The organism is Akkermansia sp. GGCC_0220 (assembly GCF_017566105.1).
In the GTDB taxonomy this organism is placed as follows: domain Bacteria; phylum Verrucomicrobiota; class Verrucomicrobiia; order Verrucomicrobiales; family Akkermansiaceae; genus Akkermansia; species Akkermansia massiliensis.
This window is the reverse complement of the sequence record NZ_JABFCI010000005.1, coordinates 71,520-90,756: the sequence shown is the minus strand read 5'-3', so window position 1 is coordinate 90,756 and position 19,237 is coordinate 71,520. Positions and strand designations below refer to the sequence as shown.

Genomic DNA, 19,237 nt, shown 5'->3' with positions numbered 1-19,237 from the left:
GTGGTGTCAGCGGCGCAGCAGCCGGGCGCCCGCTTTGCGCATTCTCTTCCAGTAATAGGAAAAGTCCAAGCCGGATTTTCCGGCCAGCCAGGTTTTCAGCAGTTTTTCTTCCCGGCGGGACAGGCGGGAATCCTCCTCTCCGGGACGGTACAGGTTTTCTTCACGGAGCATTCGGAACACTTTCCGGGTGACCTCTTTCTGGACGGCATGGGGGGCGTACTTGCGGATATTCCGCACGCCCATCACCAGCATTTTCAGAAAAGCCGCCCTGTATTCCTCCAGGATTCCGGCTCGTTTCCACTCTTCCAGCACCAGTTGCGCCACCGTCAGGTAATCCAGCGACTGAAGGGAACTGCCGGACGCAAAGCCGCTGGTGATGGACCCGGCGCGCTTGCGGTAAACGTATGCCGCCCTGCTGACCACACACACCCTTCTGCACCGCGGAAAGGCGGCATAGTGGAAATACAGGTCCTCGCAGGCAACGCCCTCGGGGAACCGGATGCCATGCTCCTCCACAACGGAACGCCGTATCATCATGCCGCCCGCTCCATGGTGTATTTTACCGATGGTTTCCGGCGTACAGGGAATCCATCCCTTTCCGGGGGGCGCGATGTCCTCCGGCAGGAACCGGTCCTCCCTTCCGGGGTCGGACTCATAATAATACCGGAACCCGCACACCAGCTTGTCGGCGTCCAGCGCCTTCGCACGGCTGTACATCTCCTCCAGCAAATCCGTTTCCAGCCAGTCGTCTGAATCCACCAGCACCAGGTATTCTCCCTGCGCATGGCTCATCGCCAGGTTCCGGGTGCGGGAAAGGCCGCCGTTTTCCGGGGCCTGCACCACTTTCACCCGCTGGTCCCGCTCCGCAAACTCCCGCAGGATGGACAGGGACCCGTCCGTGGAAGCGTCGTCCACGCAAACCACTTCCAGCTCCCGGAGCGTCTGTGCGCAGATGCTTTCCAGGCACTGGGCCAGATACGGTTCCACATTGTAAACCGGAACCAGCACGGAAATTTTCACGGGAGCCGTCATGACGCCTGCGGAGTGGCCGCCATTTTTGCAGGTTCAAGCTCTTCCTGCGGGGGCAGGAAGGGCTCCAGCGTGGACCACGCCTGGTCCACCGTAATTTCCTCAATAGAGCCGGGGGAAATCAGGTTGGAAATGCACCGGGCCGTAATGGCGGACTTGCGCGTCCGGTGGCAGAAAATAGCGGTCACCGGGACCCCGGCATAGGCGCACATGTGCGTAGGCCCCGTATCATTGCCCACACAGGCCAGGGAACGGAGCGCCATCTGGGGAATATCCATCAGGGTGGACTTGCCCAGGAAACTGACGGCCAGGGGGGAGCTGGCGGCAATGGCCTCCACCTCCGCAGCCTCCGCCCGGGTGCCGATCACGACGGAGGAAATGCCCCTTTCCGCCAGGCGCCGGGCCAGGGCGCAGAAATTCTCCACGGGCCAGCGCTTGTAGGGATGGCTGGGGGAACAGCCCGGAATCATCATCACGTAGCGTTCCGGAAGCTCGTCAAAATGCAGCCCTTCCCCGTGCATGAAGGAGAGGTCCGTCAGGACGCGTTCCAGGTGGAACGGTTCCTTCACCACCCTGCCAAACCGGAAGCCGCCTTTTTTCAGCAGCCTGCGCCGTTCCCCGGAATTGCAGGCCACCCAGTCCATGTCATGGTCCAGCAGGAAGCGGACGGCGGGATAATAACGCTTCCTGGTGCGGGAAGATTCCTGGAGGTCGTACACCACGTCAAAATTCCCTTTCACGATGGAACGGATGGCCCCCCACGTGGCGCCAAGCTTCCGGTAGGGCAGGCGGTTGTCCACAATGAAATCGTCAAACACCCCGAGCTGTTCCGCCATGGGAACAAACATCCCCATGGTCATCAGGGTGATATGCGCCTCCGGATGGAGCTCCCGGAGCCGCTTCATCGTCCCCATGGCAAGCACCACGTCGCCAAGGGCGCCGTGCTTGATCATCAGAATGCGCTGTGCGGGCATGGGCGGAAAAAGGAATGCGGGTTAAACGTAGCTGTCCTCCCTGTCCAGATATTTCTGCACGTACTGGCGCACGCCGTCCTCCAAGGAAGTCATGGGGGCTGCATAGCCGGCGGCGCGCAGCCTGGAAAGGTCCGCCTGCGTATAATACTGGTACTTGCCCTTGAGCTCTTCAGGCATCTCCCGGTAGGCGATCTTTTCCTGGAGCCCCAGCGCATTGAACGCCGCCTTCGCCAGATCGTAGAAGGAGCGCGCCTCCCCGGACCCCACATTGAACAATCCGCTCACCTCCGGATGGTCCAGCAGCCAGAGCACCACGTTCACGCAGTCACCCACCCACACGAAGTCCCGGAGCTGCCAGCCGTCCCGGTAGTCGGGATGGTAGGACTTGAACAGCTTCACCGTTTCATTCACCTTCACCTGGGGGAAAATGTGGGCCACCACGCTCTTCTGCCCCCCCTTGTGGTATTCATTGGGGCCGTACACGTTGAAAAACTTGAGCCCGGCGTACTGGGGGGGAACCGGCCGCCCTTCCTTCACCTCCCGGGCCACCTTGCGGTCAAACAGGGCCTTGCTCCAGCCGTACGCGTTCAGGGGGCGCAGGGCATTGACGTGCTCCAGGGAGGAGTCATCGTCAAACCCCATGGAGCCGTCCCCGTACGTGGCCGCAGAAGAGGCGTAAATAAACTGCTTGCCGTACAGGGCGCAGAACTCCCACAGGCGCCAGCTCAGCGTGAAATTCGTCCGGATGATCAGATCGGCGTCCGTCTCCGTGGTGGCGGAAATGGCCCCCATGTGAATGACGGCCTCAATCTCCTCCGCATGCGCCTCCATGTAGTCAAGCATGTCCTCCGGAGGAATCACGGCGCACAGCTCTCTCTTGGCGATGTTTTTCCACTTGTCGGAAGAGCCCAGCTCATCCACCACCACAAGATCCTTTTTACCGGCTTTTTCCAGAGCGGCGACAATGTTTGAGCCGATGAAGCCGGCCCCACCCGTGACAATAATCATAAGAGAAGAATAAATGAAGAAGTTGTACGGCCTTTTGTACCACATCCACCCGGCCCTAGGCAACTGCCATTTGAGGCGTTCCCGGACTCCAAATTCTCAACGAATTTACAATCCGGATACTCCAACCCCTGGCCGGTCCACGCGGAAAACCGTTGGAACGCAATCCCCGCGCATCCCGGGGAATCCCCGGCCTTCATCCCCTCTTTTCATGCTGACAACGTTAAAAACCTTCGGTAATATTTATCTTGCAAAAATTATCATTGACCACGGATTGTAAATCCGTTACATACATTATAAGCTTATGCGTCCCGACGTTTCCATCATCGTTCCCTGCTACAATGTAGCCGCTTATGTGGACGACTGTCTGGACAGCCTGGTTCGGCAGACCCTCCGGAACATTGAAATCATCTGCATCAATGACGGCTCCATGGACGATACCTGGGCGCACCTGCTCCGCTGGAAGGAAAAGGACGGCAGAATCATCCTCCTGAACCAGCAGAACGCGGGCGTTTCCGCCGCAAGGAACGCGGGGCTGGATGCGGCGCGGGGCCTTTACGTCGGCTTTGCGGACCCGGACGACTACGTGGCCCCGGAAATGTACTCCCGCCTTTTTTCCGCGGCCCTGGAACATGATGCGGACATCGTGGAGTGCGGCAACCATGTCTTCGAGGACTCGTCGGACCGGCTCATTGAGGCCAGAAGGAGGTCGCCCTCCTGGCATTTTGAAAAGGACGCCTCCCCGGCCAGCTTCTTCCGGGACTCCATCTGGGGTAAAATGGACATCTGCGTATGGAGCAAGCTGTTCCGGAAAAGCATGCTGGACGCCCACCGCCTCCGCTTCAATGTGAACCTGAAATCCGGCGCGGAGGATGAAACCTTCCGGCTGATGGCCGTCCCCCACGCCTCCCGCCTCCTGTTCATTCCGGACTGCCTGTATTACTACCGCCTCATGCGGAGCGGTTCCCTTTCCCGCCGCTGCAATGACCCCACCTACTTCAAATGCGTGCAGGAATTCCAGCGTCTGCTGTACATCGTGGACTACTGGAAGGAACACGGATGGCAGAATGAAGGCCTGTTCGCCTACGGCGTGCGGAAAATCAGGCCTTTCTTCGTTTCCAAGCATCCTCTTTTCCACCAGATGACCGCCGTTCAGCAACAGTCCCTGCTGGACTGGTGGCACCTGTTCTACCGGAACGCGGAAGGGGCTCGGTTCCTCTCCGTCCTGCCGGGCCGGGACAGGCAACTGGTGGACCTGCTGAACTCGGCGCAGCCGCCATCCAACGGCTGGGGCCGCATCCTGCTGGCGGCCTGTTCCCTGCTTCCCGGACAGAAGGGACGCTATTATTCCTGCAAAAGAATGCTCGCGGAACATTTTTCCCAAGCGCATTCCAACGGTTCCCAAGGGAAAAACGCCTCGCCGGAAGAGCCGTTTGACACATCGCCGCCTTCCCTGTAAATTGCCTTATCCCTACCTTCCGGACCAATGAACCGCTTTCTCTCATTCGCAGACTCCCGCATGGCGGCCGCCCTGGAACGGCTGGGCAGGCAGGCGGAAGCGCTGAAATTTTTCGATGAGATCACGCTGTTCACGGAACATGACCTTTCCGCGGAATTCACCGGCCGCATGGGCAAATACCTGACGCCGTCCTGCCGGGGATTCGGGTACTGGTCCTGGAAACCCTGGTCCATCCACCACGTCCTGCAGGACATGCAGGAAGGCGACCGCCTCCTGTACCTGGATGCAGGCTGCCATATCAACATTAACGGAGCGAAGCGTTTCCGGGAATATGTGGACATGCTGGACCGGGACAGCCGCGGCATGCTGGTTTTCACCAACGGGCAGCCGGAATACAAATGGACCAAGGGGGACATCCTGCGCCACTTCGGCGTTTCCGGGGAAGACGTCCATGTCACGCACACCCAGCAAATTGCGGGAGGGCACGTCTTTCTGAAAAAGAACCCGGTCACGGAAAACCTGATCCGGGACTGGCTCCATGTCTTTTACGACCATCTGCACCTGGCGGACAATTCTCCCTCCGCCTCTCCCAACCTGCCGGGCTTTGTAGAAAACCGGTATGACCAGAGCATCTTCTCCATCCTGTGCAAGCTGCAGGGCATCACCGCCCTGGACGGTACGGAAACCTATGCGGAGGACTGGGAACAGCTTTCCTCCTTTCCATTCCAGGACAGGCGCGACATGGGAATCCCGCGGACCGCAAAAAAAGGCTGGCTGCAAAAATGCAGGCAGCTTCTTCTTCCCGCCAAAAAGGGCGGATTAGGAATCCGGTAAGGATGCCACAGCTCGGAAAAGCTCTCCTTTTCCCCCCTCCGGGATGGTCCAATTGCCGCTCCATCAACATTCTCCCCATCTCCCTTTCATGGTCGCGTACCTCCCGGGAGCCACGGCCTCCCGGCCCTGATACCTATCGCCTCCGGAACGCAGCAACGGCTATTTAATATTATTTATACTATTATATACAATGAGTTATATCTATTATAGCCAGAAATCTTCCGCTCCCAGGCGCCGAAGCCGCAAAACACCGTCAATCAAAATATCCTTTCACAGCCGCGGCCCCTCCGTGAGCCAGCTTCCCCTGCTTCTTGTTGAAAGAAGAAGCCTCCCTGACATCAGGGCCAGCGTCTGCCGGTTCACGGAATAACGGCAAGCGAAATCTTCCCAAAACGTTTTTCTTTCAGATTTGCAGGCTTGACGCCGGATTCCTAATCCTCATACTCCCCTATGTGACTTCTCCTCAACGCAGGACAGTATTCCAAGTCTCCCACAGCGTATCGGCCAGCTCCGCTCCCTACCGGTTGAATGATGCCCTGAACCGGAATATTTCCGATATGGAATCCGTCCTTCTGCTCAGGAGGCGCAAGGGAATAGACGGCCTGGAAATCAGCAGATCCGCCGCCAGAAGAGCTACGGACGCGCTGCGCCGCCATCTGGCGCATGGATTTGACGCCCTGCTGCCGGAAAGAAGGAGGGACCTGCCCTTCTCCCTGAACGTGCTGGGCATGGGGTTCGACACCGCCCAGATGGAGAAAGCCGACCTGGTGCACCTGCACTGGATAGGCGGCCGAACGGTGGATTTCACGCGGCTGAGCCACATCCGCCGCCCGCTGGTCTATACGCTGCACGACATGTTTGCCTGCACCGCGGGGTGCCACTGCACCATGGACTGCGACCGGTTCCGGGACGAATGCCGCGGCAGTTGCCCCCAGCTCGGCACTCCCCGCCTCTTCCGCGGCCTTCCGGCGTGGCTGTTCTCCCGCAAGCGCCGCTCCTTCGCCCGCATACCGTCCCTGACGCTGGTGACGCCCTCCCTCTGGCTGAAAAGGGAAGTGGAAAAAGGCTGCATGTTCCCCGGAAGAAGGATTGTCCAGATTTACAACCCCGTGGATACGGACCTCTTCCGCCCGGCGGAAGACCGGGAGGCCATCCGTGCGGCCCTGGGCATCCCGTCCGGAGCCTTTGTCATTGCCTGCGGCGCAACCGGCCTGTTCAATCCGGTCAAGGGAGGCCATTTCATCCCCCTGGTGCTGGAGGAACTGTACCGGCGCGGGCACAGGAACCTTCATCTGCTGCTCTTCGGCAACCAGGAAAAGAACGTGGAATTCCCCTTCCCCAGCACAAATGCCGGCTTCATTACGGACATGAACAAGCTGGCCGGGCTTTACAGCGCGGCGGACATCTTCCTGAATCCCACGCTTCAGGACGTCCTTTCCAACGTAGCTCTGGAATCCATGGCCTGCAAGACCCCCTCCGTCACCTTCCGGACGGGCGGAGTTCCGGAAGTGGTCCTGGACGGCAGGACGGGGCTGGTGGCTCCCCAGGGAGACCTGGATCAAATGGCAGGCCACTGCGAACGGCTCATCCGGGACGGAAAGCTCCTGCTGGCCCTGGCGGAGGAAGGCCGCCAACACGCCGAACAAACGTTTTCCTACCCCGTCATTGCCGCGCGGCACGCCGCCCTGTATGAAGAAACGCTCCGGGAATACCGTCGCGAAGGGTGAAAAAGGCTGATGTTTAACCGCCGGGCAACCTTCCCCCAATACGCCCGGCCGGCCCCTGCCTTTGTCATTGACAAGAAAGAGCCGCCCCATACACTCTCAACCACTCCGACCCGCCTTCTCCCATGAAAACGCTTAAAATCTCCTTTTTACAGTCCACTCCGGATTTCGGCAGGGAAGGCATTTACCAGCTCCTGAAAGACCGTTACCGCGTGGTGGAAGACGATTCCGACTTCGACTACCTGATCGCCACCCCCTGGTTTTACGTCAACCGGGAAGCGTTCTACGATTTTCTGGAACGGGCCCCCGGCCATATCACCGTCATGTACGGCTGCCATGAAGCCATCGCCCCGGACTTCATGCTGTTTGACTACTACATCGGGCTGGATACGGTGCCCGGAAGCGACCGCACCGTCAAACTCCCCTTCCTGCGCCACCATTTGCAGGAAGTGCACGGCGGCAAGGAAGGCCTGGACGTCCGCGCCCTCCTGGCCTCCAAAACGGGCTTCTGCAACTTCATTTACGCCAACCGCAAATCCCATCCCAACCGGGACGCCATTTTTCACAAGCTCTCCGCCGTCCGGTTCGTCAACTCCCTGGGGCCCCACCTCAACAACACGCCGGGCGACGACCACCGGTCGGAAGACTGGTACGCCTCCTCCATCCGGATGAAAAAGCCGTACAAATTCTCCATTGCCTTTGAAAACGCTTGGTACCCCGGCTACACCAGCGAGAAAATCGTCACCAGCATGCTTGCGGGCACCATCCCCATTTACTGGGGCAATCCGGACATCGGAAGGGAATTCAACTCCGCCGCGTTCATCAACTGCCACGACTTCCCCACCCTGGACGACGCCGCGGCCTACGTGAAGAAAGTGGACGAAGACGACGGCCTGTGGTGTGAAATCATGTCCCGCCCCTGGAAAACCCCGGAACAGGAAGCCCTCTTCCTGGAAGAAACGGAACGTGAAACAGCCAAACTCTACCGGATATTCGACCAGTCTCCGGAAGAAGCGCGCCGCAAGGGGGACGGCACATGGATTGCCTACTACCAGCGCTTTTTAAAACGCGGCCACAGGCTGCGCCTGGCATGGCGGCGGCTGAAGAACCGCCTGAGCCGCTGACCCAGGCTCCCGGACAAATCAACTCCATCCCGGCTTCTCCCTCCCCCTTTTCACTTTCTCCCCCATCCCTGTATTTTCCTCCTTTCCGCCTCATGAACAAATGCCTTTCTGAAAACTTTTGTTCACCTTCCCTCCAGCAGGCCGGAAATGCCGCCCACGGAACCTACTTTCCGCACATCGACGGCCTGCGCACCTTTGCCGTGCTGGCCGTCGTCCTGTACCATTTGCAGGAATGGATCTGCCCGGGAGGGTACACGGGCGTGGACATCTTCTTCGTCATCTCCGGCTACCTGATCGGCGGCGGCCTTGTCCGCAGCCTGAAGGAAGGGAACTTCTCCCTGTCCTCCTTTTACTACCGGAGAATCAGGCGCATCATGCCCGCCTATTTCTGCCTGATTGCGGTCGTGCTGGCCTTCGGGTGCGTGGTGCTGGCCTGCGACGACCTGCGGACCCTGGGGCGCACCGTGAGGTCAAGCGCCCTCTTCATCACCAACATTTATTTCAGCAGGACCGCAGGAAACTATTTCAGCCCGGCCGCAGAAGAAAACCCGCTGCTGAACCTGTGGTCCCTGAGCGTGGAGGAGCAATTCTACCTGACGATTCCGCTCGCCCTGTGGCTGCTCTGGAAATTCAGGAAAAACGCCGTCAAGCCCGTTCTCTGCGGAGCCCTGGCGCTCTCCCTGTTCGCCGCCGTCTACCACATGGGGAATCTGGAGCATAACAAGGCCTTTTACCTGCTTCACTGCCGCGCCTGGGAACTCCTGGCAGGCTGTCTCCTGGCACTGGCTCCCGCCGCTACGGAACAGGGCCGGGGAATACGCTGGCTGCGGCTGGCGGGGTGGGCCGGCATCCTGCTCCCCTTTGCCTGTTATTCCTCCTCCACCCCCTTTCCGGGATATACGGCCATTCCTTCCGTCACGGGGGCGGCCCTTCTGATCCGCTACGGAAGCCACGGCTGGTCCGGGCGCATCCTCAGGCATCCGCTCAGCACGGGCATCGGCAAAATCTCCTACTCCCTGTACCTGTGGCACTGGCCCGTCATCGTGTACTGGACCTACTTCTGCTTCAATGAATGCGGTCCGCGGGACTATGCGGGCATGTTCCTTCTCTCCCTTCTTCTCGGTTTCCTTTCCTGGAAATTCGTGGAAACCCCCTTCAGGACAGCCGCCGCATGGCGGAAGCCCGCAAAAGCGTTCCTGCTCACGGCGGCAGGGTGCCTCACGCTGGATTTTGCCGGAGAATGGCTCAAATGGACGGACGGCGCACGGGACTACTGGCACGTGGCTGCCAACAACATATCATTCCCGGAATACTGGAAGGGGCCGGCCTTCCCGCCCTCCTTCGGCATCACGCCCCCTGACCGTGCGGTGGTGGAAAAGGGAAACGCCATCCAGCCCCATCATCCGGAGCTGGGAGACGTGACGGACTACCCCTTTGTACTGCTGGGTAAAACCGGGCAGCCCCCTTCCTTCCTGCTTATGGGAGACAGCCATGCCATGGCCAGCTCTCCGGGCTTTGACGACGCCGCGCGGCTCCTCAACCGGTCAGGCCTGTTCTACCGGGCGCGGCTATGCCCCCTGAGCGGCATTTCCGAGTCCGGAGACGCGGATTCCCTCACGCTGCTGCGCATGATGTACCCGCACTGGGAGCACAACATGGACCTGATTCTGGACTGGCTGGAAAACACTCCCCAGATACACACCGTATTCATCCACAACCGCTGGATTGAACTGGTCAACAGCCACCGGGACATGCGCCTGAAACAACTGGTTGCGGACGGCCTGCTCCACACCTGCGCACGCCTTCGCAAGGCCGGCAAGCAAATCGTGCTGCTGGGTCCCGTGCCTGAATGGACCTTCGGCCCGCGCAAACTCATGCGGCGCAATGCGCTGCTGAACGCCAACCGCGCGGACCGCCTGCTGGGCGGAGACTTCATCACGCGGCAGCGCCCCGTATTCGCCCTGCTGGAGCACATGGAATCCACGGGCCTGTGCCGCTTTATCCCGCTGCACGGCGCCTTCCATAAAAACGGGCGGTGGCTGGAAGAAGACGAGGGGCACCTGATGTACTGTGACGACAACCACCTTTCCCCTTACGGTTCCAGGAAAATGGTTTCCGGCATCCTCGACCAGCTTTTTCCGGGGATGGAAAGCACGGTGTCCAACTGACGGAAGCTCCGCACGGAAAAACGCCCAATCCTTTGACATTGACAAGGAAGGAAGGCCCCCTACACTGACGTCATGCAGCGCCGCCGCCGCGATGCTTCCGGACGGGTTGCCCGACGTACGGCGGAAAGCCCGCGCGCCGCTTCAACGCCTCCATTCCCATGACGGATTCCTCCCGCCCCATACGCATCAAGGTCATCAGAAAATCCACCAAGGCCTCCCCGGATAAAACGGAATCCCTGCTGTGGGGCGACTGCCTGTTCTGCACGGACGCCGCCATGACGGACTATGACTGGGTGCTGGTATACGATGAATTCCCCAGGAACTCCATAGGCACCATCAAGGATGAAACGGAACCCCTGCTCTGCCCCCCGGACCAGACCATCCTGATCACGGTGGAACCCCCTTCCATTAAAATCTACAGCCGGGCATACACCGGCCAGTTCGGCACCGTGCTGACTACCCACTCCGTCCGGGACCTCCCGCACCCCAACCATACTCTGGGCCGCGGATGCCTGGAATGGCTGTACATCAAGCCCATGCAGGAGATTCTGGACCAGACGGAATTCCCGAAAACCAAGATGCTTTCCACCATCTGTTCCGCCAAGCAGCACACGCATACCATGCATAAAATGCGTTATGACCTCACGCGCTACCTGGCGGACCGCCTGCCGGAGCTGGACTGGTTCGGGCATGGCATTCAGGAAATAGAAAACAAAACCGTCGCCATGGACGGCTACAAGTACCATCTGTGCGTGGAAAACCATCTGGAACCCCATCACTGGACGGAAAAACTGTCCGACGCCTTCGTCGCCATGACCCTTCCCTTTTACGCCGGGGACCCGCTGGCGACGGAATGCTTCCCGCAGGAAAGCTTCATCCCCATCCCCCTGGACGATCCGCAAAAAGCCTTTGAAATTATCCGCAAGGCCATGGACGGCGGGGAATATGAAAAGCGGCTCCCCGCCATTCGCGAGGCTAGACGCCTGGTGCTGGAAAAGTACAACATGTTCGCCCAGACAGCCGCCGTCATCCACAACCACCGGGGAACGGGAACCGTCCGGCCCGGCGCCACGCTGAAAGGGCGCCACGTCCTGCGGAAAAATCCGCTCAACGCCCTCCGGGAGCTGGCGGATACGCTGGCCTATAAAATCAGGTCACGCGGCAGGCGCGGAACCGGAGCCGGAGTGTAGCCCGGCTGCCGGCCCCAGGATAAGGGCCAAAACTCCCCCCTACCAGTAAATGGAAGTGCTGGACGGCATTTTGCCGATGGCCTTGCGGCAGGCGGACCGGGCCGCCTCCATGCGGTGGAAGGATTCGGAAGGAACGCTTTCCCCCTGGTATTCAGCCAGCTTCCTGCCCGCCAGATTATGCACGGTCACGGTAACCTTCGTCCTGTAGCCGGGCCGCGTATTGGGACCGGGCAGCGTGGTGAAATAATTCCCGTTGCGAATCAGCACATGCTCCTGCGCCGTCTTGCTGACGGTCGCCACGGCTCCGTAGCCGTCTTCTCCGGGGTACATGACCCGGAAACCCTTGGACGAGAGGGAGGCGGCAGCCGTATCCGCCATCTCCCAGTCGGAGCACTGGACCCTGATCTTGCGGTATTTGACCCGGCGTTCGGCGGCGGCCCGCTGATTCTGCTCCATCTCCTTGTTAAACTGCGCCCATTCTTCCGCCGTACATGCAGCCAGGGAGGCAAACACGGCCGCAGCGGCCCATCTGGTCCAAATTCCGTATCTCATCGCTTTAACAGGCATACGTTCTCCCTCCAGCCTGAACCCGGTTCAAGCCGTCTGAAAAACAGATTGTCAACGAAGCCGTAAAACCTTAATCGGATTTGCGGGAGGCGTGCTTCCTGGCCCGTTCCTCCTCCTTCTGCTTCTTCAGGTCCTCCTTCATCTTGGTCTTCTCCTCGGAATCCAGCTTGCCGTCCTTATTGGTATCATACTTTTCAAGGAGGGCGGCCTTCTTTTCCGCGGAAGTCATTCTCTTGGGAGCGTCTTCCTCCGCCATGGAGGGCATGGCGAACGCAGCGGCCATAATAATAAGCAAGTACTTCATCATTAAATGGGGGTTCTTAAACAATCCTCTTCTACTCCCACGCGCTTCCCTTGTCTCTCTTTTTTTAGTAATGCATGTAAATTACACTGCCATGCGCCCTTTCCTCCTCGTGAACGGCTCTCCGGCCTAGGCTTTCACGAACGGGAAAAACAGAGGGATCACCACCACCATGACCAGCCCCATGATCACCTGGAGGGGAACCCCTACCTTCACGTAATCCATGAACGTGTACTTGCCCGCCGGCATGACCAGGGCATTGGGCGGCGTGGAAAAGGGAGAGGCAAAACACATGCTGGTGCCCACGGAAACCGCCAGCAGCAGCGGATAGGGGCTGATGCCCATGCTCACCGCGGATTGCAGGGCGATGGGAGCCAGCAGCACCGCCGTGGCCGTATTGCTGATGAACATGGTCAGCAGGGAGGCCGTGAAATAAACGCCCGCCATCAGGGCGAACGGCCCGAATCCCCCCAGGCCGGCCACCAGGCCGTGGGAGATGGCCTCCGAGGTGCCGGTCTTCTCCAGCGCCACGGACATCGGCAGCATGGCGGCAATCAGCACGATGCTCTCCCAGTTGATCGTCCGGTACGCCTCCTCCACGTTGCGCAGGCATCCGCACAGCACCATCAGGACGGCGGCGATCAGCACCGCGGCCACCGCGGGCACCCAGTTGAACACCATGGCCGCAATCATCAGCAGCATGATGCCAGCGGCCAGCGGAGCCTTGTGCGTCAGGGTCACCTTGGACGCCTCCGCCAGCGGCTGGCCCACCACGACCCATTCAAAGGTTTTCTCACTCAGGCGCGCAATATCCGCCCAGGTTCCCTGAATCAGCAGCGTATCCCCGTACTGGAGCTTCACATCCTTCAAATTGTGGAAAATGTAATGGTTGTCCCGCTGGATGGCCAGAATGTTGACCCCGTACTTGGCGCGGAGCCCGGAAGACTTCACGGGCATGTTGATGAGGTCCGAGTTGCGCATGAGCAGCATCTCCGCAATGCCTATCTCGTCAAACTTCAATTTGCTTTTCAGCAGGGAATCCGTATCTTCCGACGTCTTCCGGTTAATCATCACCGCCCCGTATTCCCGGGCGAAACGGTCCACGTCCTCAAACTCCCCCATCACGTAAATGACGTCTCCCCGCGCCACGCGGGTGTCCGAGCCCGCCATGGTCTGGCTGACCGTTTGCAGGAAGGAATGCCGGCTGGAATGCCTGCGGCGCACTTCCACGATGTTCACGTGGTAGCGGTCCGGTATCTGGAGGTCGTGCAGGGGGTTCTCCGTCAGGGCGGAATCCTCCAGCACCCGGAGACGGTAAAGATTGCTGATGATCTGGTACTCGTCTATCAACTGGCTGAGGGACTTGCCCTTGGCCTCGTGTTCCGTCTTGTCGTCATGACGGCCCAGGAACTTCCTGCTCAGGGGAATCAGCAGCAGGACGCCCGTCACGATGCAGACGAGGCCGATGGGGGTGAACGAGAAAAAGCCCAGCCCCTCCATTCCCGCCTCCTGAAGCTGGTTGTTGATGACCAGGTTGGGGGGCGTGCCGATCAGCGTCAGCATGCCGCCCATGCTGCTGGCAAACGCCATGGGCATAAGCAGTCGGCTCGTCTGGATGCCGCCGTCCGCGGCCAGGCTCACCAGAATAGGCAGCATCAGCGCCACCGTTCCCGTATTGCTGACAAACGCTCCGATTCCGGCCGTAACGAGCATGGTCAGCACCAGCAGGCGCAGCTCGCTCTTGCCGGCCAGCTTCATGATCCTGCCGCCCAGCATCTTGGCCAGTCCCGTCCGGAAAATGGCTCCCCCCACCACGAAAAGCCCCACCATCATGACTACGATGGAGTTGGAAAAGCCGGAAAGCGCCTGCTCCGGGCTTAAAATCCCGAACACGATCAGGCACAGCAGGGAACACAGCGCGACAATATCTGAACGGATTCTCCCCTGGACGAACAAAACGGCGGATACTCCCAGAATGAGCAGCGTGGTCAACATGTCAATAAACGGCAGAGATGAAAAATCGGCAAGAGAGAATATCTAACATGTCCTGCGCGCCTTGTCGATAGGCTGAACAAGTCATCCGCCTCCCCATCCTCCGCGCGCATGCTCGTTTCCTGCTTCTCCTACAGGGCGGCGATTCCCTTTTCCCGTTGAACATCACGAACCCGCAACCGCGGAAACAATAAAAAACGCGTTCTTCCGGAGAACGCGTTATGAAAGTAAAAGTGGTGGGTAGAGAAGGATTCGAACCTTCGAAAGCGAATGCTAACAGATTTACAGTCTGCCCCCTTTGACCGCTCGGGAATCTACCCACTTGAAGTGATGTGCGGCGAATGTATAGGGATTCCGGCGCCTTAGCAAGTTTTTTTTGTAAAAAGTAGGTATGCCCAAGGACCGGAAAATCTTATGCCGCAATCATGCCTCCGGGCGGCAAACCGGGAGACGGTTCCTCAAGCCGCCGCCGCGCCGGATGGCGTGCCCGGGAGGCGGGAAAAGGTCCGGCAGCCGGAAGCGCCGTTCCTACGGCTCTCCCACATACACCGGCGCGCGGCTGTCCGGGGAATCCGCGTCCAGCTGTTCCAGCTGGGGCAGGATGTTCTCCATGCTTTCCCAGACGGCGGGAACAATCTTGATTCCGGTCCCGAACTGGGCCGCAATCATCAGGGCGTCCGACGGGCGGGCGTCCAGCTCCACCAGCTTGTCCATGACCTCGTTGGCGGCCTCCACCGCCACGCGGGCGTAAAAAACTTCATCCTTGCGGCCATTGATGAGCACCAGCCTCACCCGGCACTCCATGGCGGATAAAAAATGGGACAGCAGGGAGGACGTGTCCGGCCGCACCGGGCGTTCCCCGTTCAGGCTGCGCTCCAGCGCCATGCCGTCCGCCAGCTCCATGAAGATAACGCCCGCCTTGCCGGTCAGCGGATCACGCAGGCACACCCCTGCCCCGGCCCGGGTATAGAGCAGGGCATACGGTTCCAGGGTGATCAGCTTTTCATCCGGCATGGCGTGCGGAAATCAAATGTTAAAAACCGGGATTGATGACTCGCTCCGTATACCGGGTAGCCACCTTGACGTATTTCTCCGCCCACTTGCGGTTATTATCCGCGGATTCCGGGCCCAGATCCTTCACCACCTTGGCGGGGGACCCCAGCACCAGGGAATTGGGCGGAATGACGGTGCCCTTGGTGACCAGCGCGCCCGCGCCCACCACGGATCCCTGGCCGATTACCGCGCCGTCCAGAATGATGGACCCCATGCCGATCAGGCAGTTGTCCTCCACCGTGCAGGCGTGCAGAATCACACCGTGGCCCACGGTCACGTACTTGCCTACATGGCAGCCGAAGTCGTCCGCCAGATGGATGCAGCTATTATCCTGGATATTGGAGTAATCTCCAATGACGATCTTGTTGATGTCCGCGCGCAGCGTGGTGTGGTACCAGATGCTGGCGTGCTCTCCAATGGTGACATCTCCGATCAGGTCGGCGCTTTCCGCCACAAAAGCGGTATCCGCCACTTTGGGCCAGAAGTTCGCGTAAGGTTCTCTTGCCATATAGGTCATGTATTAGTTGAAGATAAGACAGCATTCCAGCCTAAAAACGTTCATTCCACGGGTATGCCGCAGCCGGAGGCGGCCAGGGCCGCGCGCCTGGGGAAATGATGGGAGGAGCCGCAGGCGGCCTGCCGGGCTATCCCTCCTCCCGGATGCCCTTCTTGCTGTTCTTCTCCCGCTTCTCCGCGTCCTTGCGCAGGGAAGCGGCCTTCTTTTCATTGCCGCCCTTTTCATAATATCCGGCTATCTTCCTCTGGATGGCAACCTCCTTCTTCACCTTGAAGTAGTCGTCCGACTTGGTCCGGATATACCGGTTGTAGGAGGATTCCGCCTCCTTGGCGAGCTGAAGAACGGCCTCCGGCTCCTGGGAGACATACCGGTAATACTGCCCCATCAGCGCCTCGAACACTTCCGCGCGGCGCGCGTAATCCTTCATGGACTTGCGGTACAAGGAAGCCACGCCGGCCTTGTCCCCGTTCTCCATCAGGATGTCCGCCTGCCGCTTGATGGCGGCGGAAGTCAGGTCGCTGCGGCCCTCGTCCGTCTCCTTTTCCAGCTTTTTCAGGTCCCGGGCCACATTGCGCTTGTTGGTGGAGGCGTCCCGCATGGGGAAAATGTATTCATCCTCCACGCGGGCGGCCATGGCCAGGTAATCCGGCCGGGAGCGGAACTTGCGCTTGATCATGGTCACCAGCGCATCCCATTCCTCCAGCTTCGTGCCGCTTTCCGGACGGCTCATCAGCGCGATCAGGCGTTCCCAGCCCAGAGGGCTTCCGGGGGTGGCCTGCGTGGCGGCTTCCAGCATCACCCGGACGCAATCCGGCTTCTGCATCTCTTCAAACAGGTCCGCCAGGGAAAGGTAATCCAGGGAGGTGTCCAGCCGGGAGCCGTTCACCTTCTTGTCCATGCCCTGTAGAAGAGTGGATTCATGCTTTGACTTGCGGTTGTGCGGATGGGAAAAATGCCCCGTATTGTACCCATACCCGCCATAAGACTGCCAGGTTTCGTCCGTCGTCAGCAGATTGATCCAGGCGTGCGGGCCGCGGTTGCCGTCCCCGGTGACGTAGGCGGAGGGAATGCCGTTGCATTTGGCGGTATTCACGGCAAAATAGGCTTGGTCCATGCAGATGCCGCCTTCATCCAGAATCTCCTGGAAGGTGTAATTCGTGTAAGGGTCCTTGCCCAGGGCGGCGCGGTCCATCCGGTAGCGGATCATGGAATAGGCTCCGCCCCAGCCCTTCCGGGTAAGCCGCACCTTTTTGCGCGCCCAGTCCATCTCCGACCTCGGCAGGCGCACGTCCACCACGAACAGCAGCTCGGAAGGGCTTAATTTGGTAATATCTGTCAGAAGTTCATGGGCTTCATCCATCTCCACGAAGTACTCGAACACCTGTTCCAGCGTCAGGGGAGTAGTGGAAATATTGGTGGAAGAAGAGGCCCGCAGCCTGGACGGACTGGAGGCGATGCGGGGGTCCAGCATGGCGCAGGCCAGCGCCAGGGAGGAATACTTGCTCCGGGGCATGGCGGAGGTTTTCATCCAGAACTCCGCCCACTTCCGCAGGATGCCTCCCCATTCCTCCCTGGGAGTCTGTTCCCGCGCCATCGTGCGCAGGAAGAGCCGCAGAGGGTCGGAGGGGTCTGAAAAAAGCCACGGATAAAAATATCTGGGGGAACTCTCCTTGAGCTGCTCCTGAATGGTTTCCGCCCCCACTTTGCTGATGAGCTGGTACAGTTCATTGGCGCGCATGAGATAGGGGCTTTGATCGTACATGGACACGTCGAATTTGCCGAATTTGATGACCTTAACGGCGTCACGTTCCAGATTGGACCGCAGGAAACCGGCGTACAAGTCATAGCGGCCCGTCTCCAGGGCCAGATTGAAGGCGTCCGTAAACAATTTCCTGTTGGCGGCGTTATTGGCCTTCAGGCTGACCAGCAGAACGGGCTTTTTGAAAATCTCCAGGCGCGGGTCTTCCTCCTGGACCACGGGCTCTTCCTTCGGCTCTGCGGGAGCCGGCTCCACCGCCTCCGGTTCCTTCTTCTGCCGTTTTCTGGCGGCTTCCTCCGCGGCCAGGCGTTCCGCTTCCAGCCGTGCTTTTTCCGCCGCCTCCGCACGCGCCCGTTCCTCCGCAGCCTTGCGCGCTGCCTCCAGCTCCGCGGCCTTCCTTGCGCGCGCCGCTTTCGCTTCCGCCTCCCTTCTGGCCGCCAGCTCTGCGGCCTCCGCCTCCCGTTGAACGGAAATGCGGTGGTAAACCACTCCGCCGCCGGCAAGAGCCAGCACCAGGATAATGGTCATGACAATTCCCCCGGAGGAGGATTTTTTACGCTTGGGAGAACCGGGACGCAAGGGATTAACAGGATTCATGGGATAAGGCTTGAACGGGTTGGAGCAAATTGGGCAGGGAAGGAAAAAAGATTTCCATCCCTGTTCCGTTTGACATAAAAGCGCAATACCCTCCCAAGGTCAACTTGAAACAACGGTCTTTTCCGGTGAGTCCATCTTCCGGAACCCGTTAAGAATCAAACCAAGGGATTTTTCCTTGTGTTTTCATAGCCATTTTATAGGATTAGGTTCTCACGTGTTCCCAAAAACATGAGAAAAATACAAGTATCCTGCTAATTATTCCATCATCTTTATCCATCTTTTGCCGCCTATGAATATTTCTCATGCTCTCAGCCCGCTTCTGGCCATCATTTCGGGAAGCCTCCTCTCCGGAACGGCCCTCAGTGACAACATCGTGCTGCCTCCGCCGGACAAAAAGGGCGGCAGGCCGCTCATGCAGGTTCTGAATGAACGGCATTCCACCAGATCCTTCGCAGACAAGCCCATTCCGATGGAAATCCTGTCTTCCCTGCTCTGGGCGGCTCAAGGCGTCAACCGGGACGATCCTGATTACCGTACGGCGCCGTCCTCCCGGAATTCCAACGAAATAGAAATCTATGCCGTCCTGCCGCAGGGCGCCTATCTTTACAAGCCGGAAACCCACCAGTTGGAGCGAGTGGTTCAGGGCGATATGCGTGCCGCCACGGGAACGCAGGAATTCGCGGCTACCGCGCCGCTGAACCTGGTCTATGTGGTGGACCAGTCCAAACAGCCCGGAGACTTTGACGCCAAAAGAAAACTGGTCACGGCCTGCACGGGCGTGGGGTTCATCGGAGAAAACGTCTATCTTTTCTGTACTTCCGCGGGCCTCGGCACCGTCTTCCGCGCCATGATTGACGCCGACTATATCCAGCGGCGCTTGAAACTCCCCGTCTTTAAAAAAGTCCTGTACGCCCAGAGCGTCGGTTACCCGTCCGATTCCTGAA

General features: G+C 59.3%; 16 protein-coding genes and 1 tRNA gene. 7 read left to right on the top strand and 10 right to left on the bottom strand.

What is annotated here, in order from left to right:
* Nucleotides 1-6: 6 nt before the first annotated feature.
* Genes HJW02_RS05290 through rfaD form a run of 3 tightly spaced genes read right to left on the bottom strand, consistent with a single transcriptional unit; the run spans nucleotide 7 to nucleotide 3,011 of the window.
* On the bottom strand, nucleotides 7-1,032 hold the full coding sequence (locus HJW02_RS05290) for a glycosyltransferase family 2 protein (RefSeq protein WP_102721600.1): 1,026 nt from the start codon (nucleotides 1,030-1,032) through the stop codon (nucleotides 7-9).
* Nucleotides 1,029-2,003: a glycosyltransferase family 9 protein gene (locus tag HJW02_RS05285; protein ID WP_022396404.1), complete on the bottom strand. Its 975-nt coding sequence runs from the start codon at nucleotides 2,001-2,003 to the stop codon at nucleotides 1,029-1,031. Before HJW02_RS05285 ends, HJW02_RS05290 begins: the two co-directional genes overlap by 4 nt.
* A 21-nt stretch (nucleotides 2,004-2,024) precedes the next feature.
* On the bottom strand, nucleotides 2,025-3,011 hold the full coding sequence (gene rfaD / locus HJW02_RS05280) for an ADP-glyceromanno-heptose 6-epimerase (protein ID WP_102721708.1): 987 nt from the start codon (nucleotides 3,009-3,011) through the stop codon (nucleotides 2,025-2,027).
* Between the two features lie 301 nt (nucleotides 3,012-3,312).
* Between rfaD and HJW02_RS05275 the strand changes: the two genes are divergently transcribed.
* The 6 genes from HJW02_RS05275 to HJW02_RS05250 all read left to right on the top strand — a co-directional run bounded on the left by HJW02_RS05275 (nucleotide 3,313) and on the right by HJW02_RS05250 (nucleotide 11,507).
* A complete protein-coding gene (locus tag HJW02_RS05275; RefSeq protein WP_102721601.1) occupies nucleotides 3,313-4,467 on the top strand; it encodes a glycosyltransferase in 1,155 nt (384 codons plus the stop codon).
* Between the two features lie 27 nt (nucleotides 4,468-4,494).
* Nucleotides 4,495-5,301, top strand: coding sequence for a hypothetical protein (locus HJW02_RS05270; protein WP_102733212.1), 807 nt, complete (start codon nucleotides 4,495-4,497; stop codon nucleotides 5,299-5,301).
* Between the two features lie 452 nt (nucleotides 5,302-5,753).
* Entirely contained in the window at nucleotides 5,754-7,028 is a 1,275-nt protein-coding gene (locus HJW02_RS05265; RefSeq protein WP_146017830.1) for a glycosyltransferase, read from the top strand.
* A gap of 122 nt (nucleotides 7,029-7,150) precedes the next feature.
* A complete protein-coding gene (locus tag HJW02_RS05260; RefSeq protein WP_102721709.1) occupies nucleotides 7,151-8,149 on the top strand; it encodes a glycosyltransferase family 10 in 999 nt (332 codons plus the stop codon).
* Nucleotides 8,150-8,241: 92 nt separating this feature from the next.
* Nucleotides 8,242-10,317 (top strand): acyltransferase family protein, encoded by a 2,076-nt coding sequence (locus HJW02_RS05255; protein WP_180971087.1) that lies wholly within the window; start codon nucleotides 8,242-8,244, stop codon nucleotides 10,315-10,317.
* 158 nt (nucleotides 10,318-10,475) lie between these two features.
* On the top strand, nucleotides 10,476-11,507 hold the full coding sequence (locus HJW02_RS05250; RefSeq protein ID WP_022396411.1) for a glycosyltransferase family 10: 1,032 nt from the start codon (nucleotides 10,476-10,478) through the stop codon (nucleotides 11,505-11,507).
* A gap of 39 nt (nucleotides 11,508-11,546) precedes the next feature.
* Here the strand turns inward: HJW02_RS05250 and HJW02_RS05245 are convergent, their stop codons facing one another.
* The 7 genes from HJW02_RS05245 to HJW02_RS05215 form a co-directional block, all read right to left on the bottom strand.
* Nucleotides 11,547-12,059 carry a hypothetical protein gene (locus HJW02_RS05245; RefSeq protein ID WP_102721605.1) on the bottom strand — a complete coding sequence of 171 codons (513 nt, stop codon included), beginning with the start codon at nucleotides 12,057-12,059 and terminating at the stop codon, nucleotides 11,547-11,549.
* 85 nt (nucleotides 12,060-12,144) lie between these two features.
* Nucleotides 12,145-12,381: a hypothetical protein gene (locus HJW02_RS05240; RefSeq protein WP_022396413.1), complete on the bottom strand. Its 237-nt coding sequence runs from the start codon at nucleotides 12,379-12,381 to the stop codon at nucleotides 12,145-12,147.
* A gap of 123 nt (nucleotides 12,382-12,504) precedes the next feature.
* The gene (locus HJW02_RS05235) at nucleotides 12,505-14,370 is read right to left on the bottom strand and encodes an SLC13 family permease (protein WP_102721607.1); all 1,866 of its coding nucleotides are present in this window, start codon (nucleotides 14,368-14,370) and stop codon (nucleotides 12,505-12,507) included.
* A 231-nt stretch (nucleotides 14,371-14,601) separates the two neighbouring features.
* Nucleotides 14,602-14,687 (bottom strand) — tRNA-Tyr (locus tag HJW02_RS05230).
* Between the two features lie 208 nt (nucleotides 14,688-14,895).
* Complete coding sequence (locus HJW02_RS05225; RefSeq protein ID WP_022396415.1) at nucleotides 14,896-15,381, bottom strand: bifunctional nuclease domain-containing protein; 486 nt, start codon at nucleotides 15,379-15,381, stop codon at nucleotides 14,896-14,898.
* Nucleotides 15,382-15,400: 19 nt separating this feature from the next.
* Nucleotides 15,401-15,928, bottom strand: coding sequence for a gamma carbonic anhydrase family protein (locus tag HJW02_RS05220; RefSeq protein ID WP_240454364.1), 528 nt, complete (start codon nucleotides 15,926-15,928; stop codon nucleotides 15,401-15,403).
* A 136-nt stretch (nucleotides 15,929-16,064) separates the two neighbouring features.
* Complete coding sequence (locus HJW02_RS05215) at nucleotides 16,065-18,224, bottom strand: transglutaminase-like domain-containing protein (protein ID WP_146018247.1); 2,160 nt, start codon at nucleotides 18,222-18,224, stop codon at nucleotides 16,065-16,067.
* Between the two features lie 358 nt (nucleotides 18,225-18,582).
* On the opposite strand from HJW02_RS05215, the gene HJW02_RS05210 reads away from it, so the two are divergent.
* Nucleotides 18,583-19,236 (top strand): nitroreductase family protein, encoded by a 654-nt coding sequence (locus HJW02_RS05210; RefSeq protein WP_102721610.1) that lies wholly within the window; start codon nucleotides 18,583-18,585, stop codon nucleotides 19,234-19,236.
* Nucleotide 19,237 lies beyond the last annotated feature (1 nt).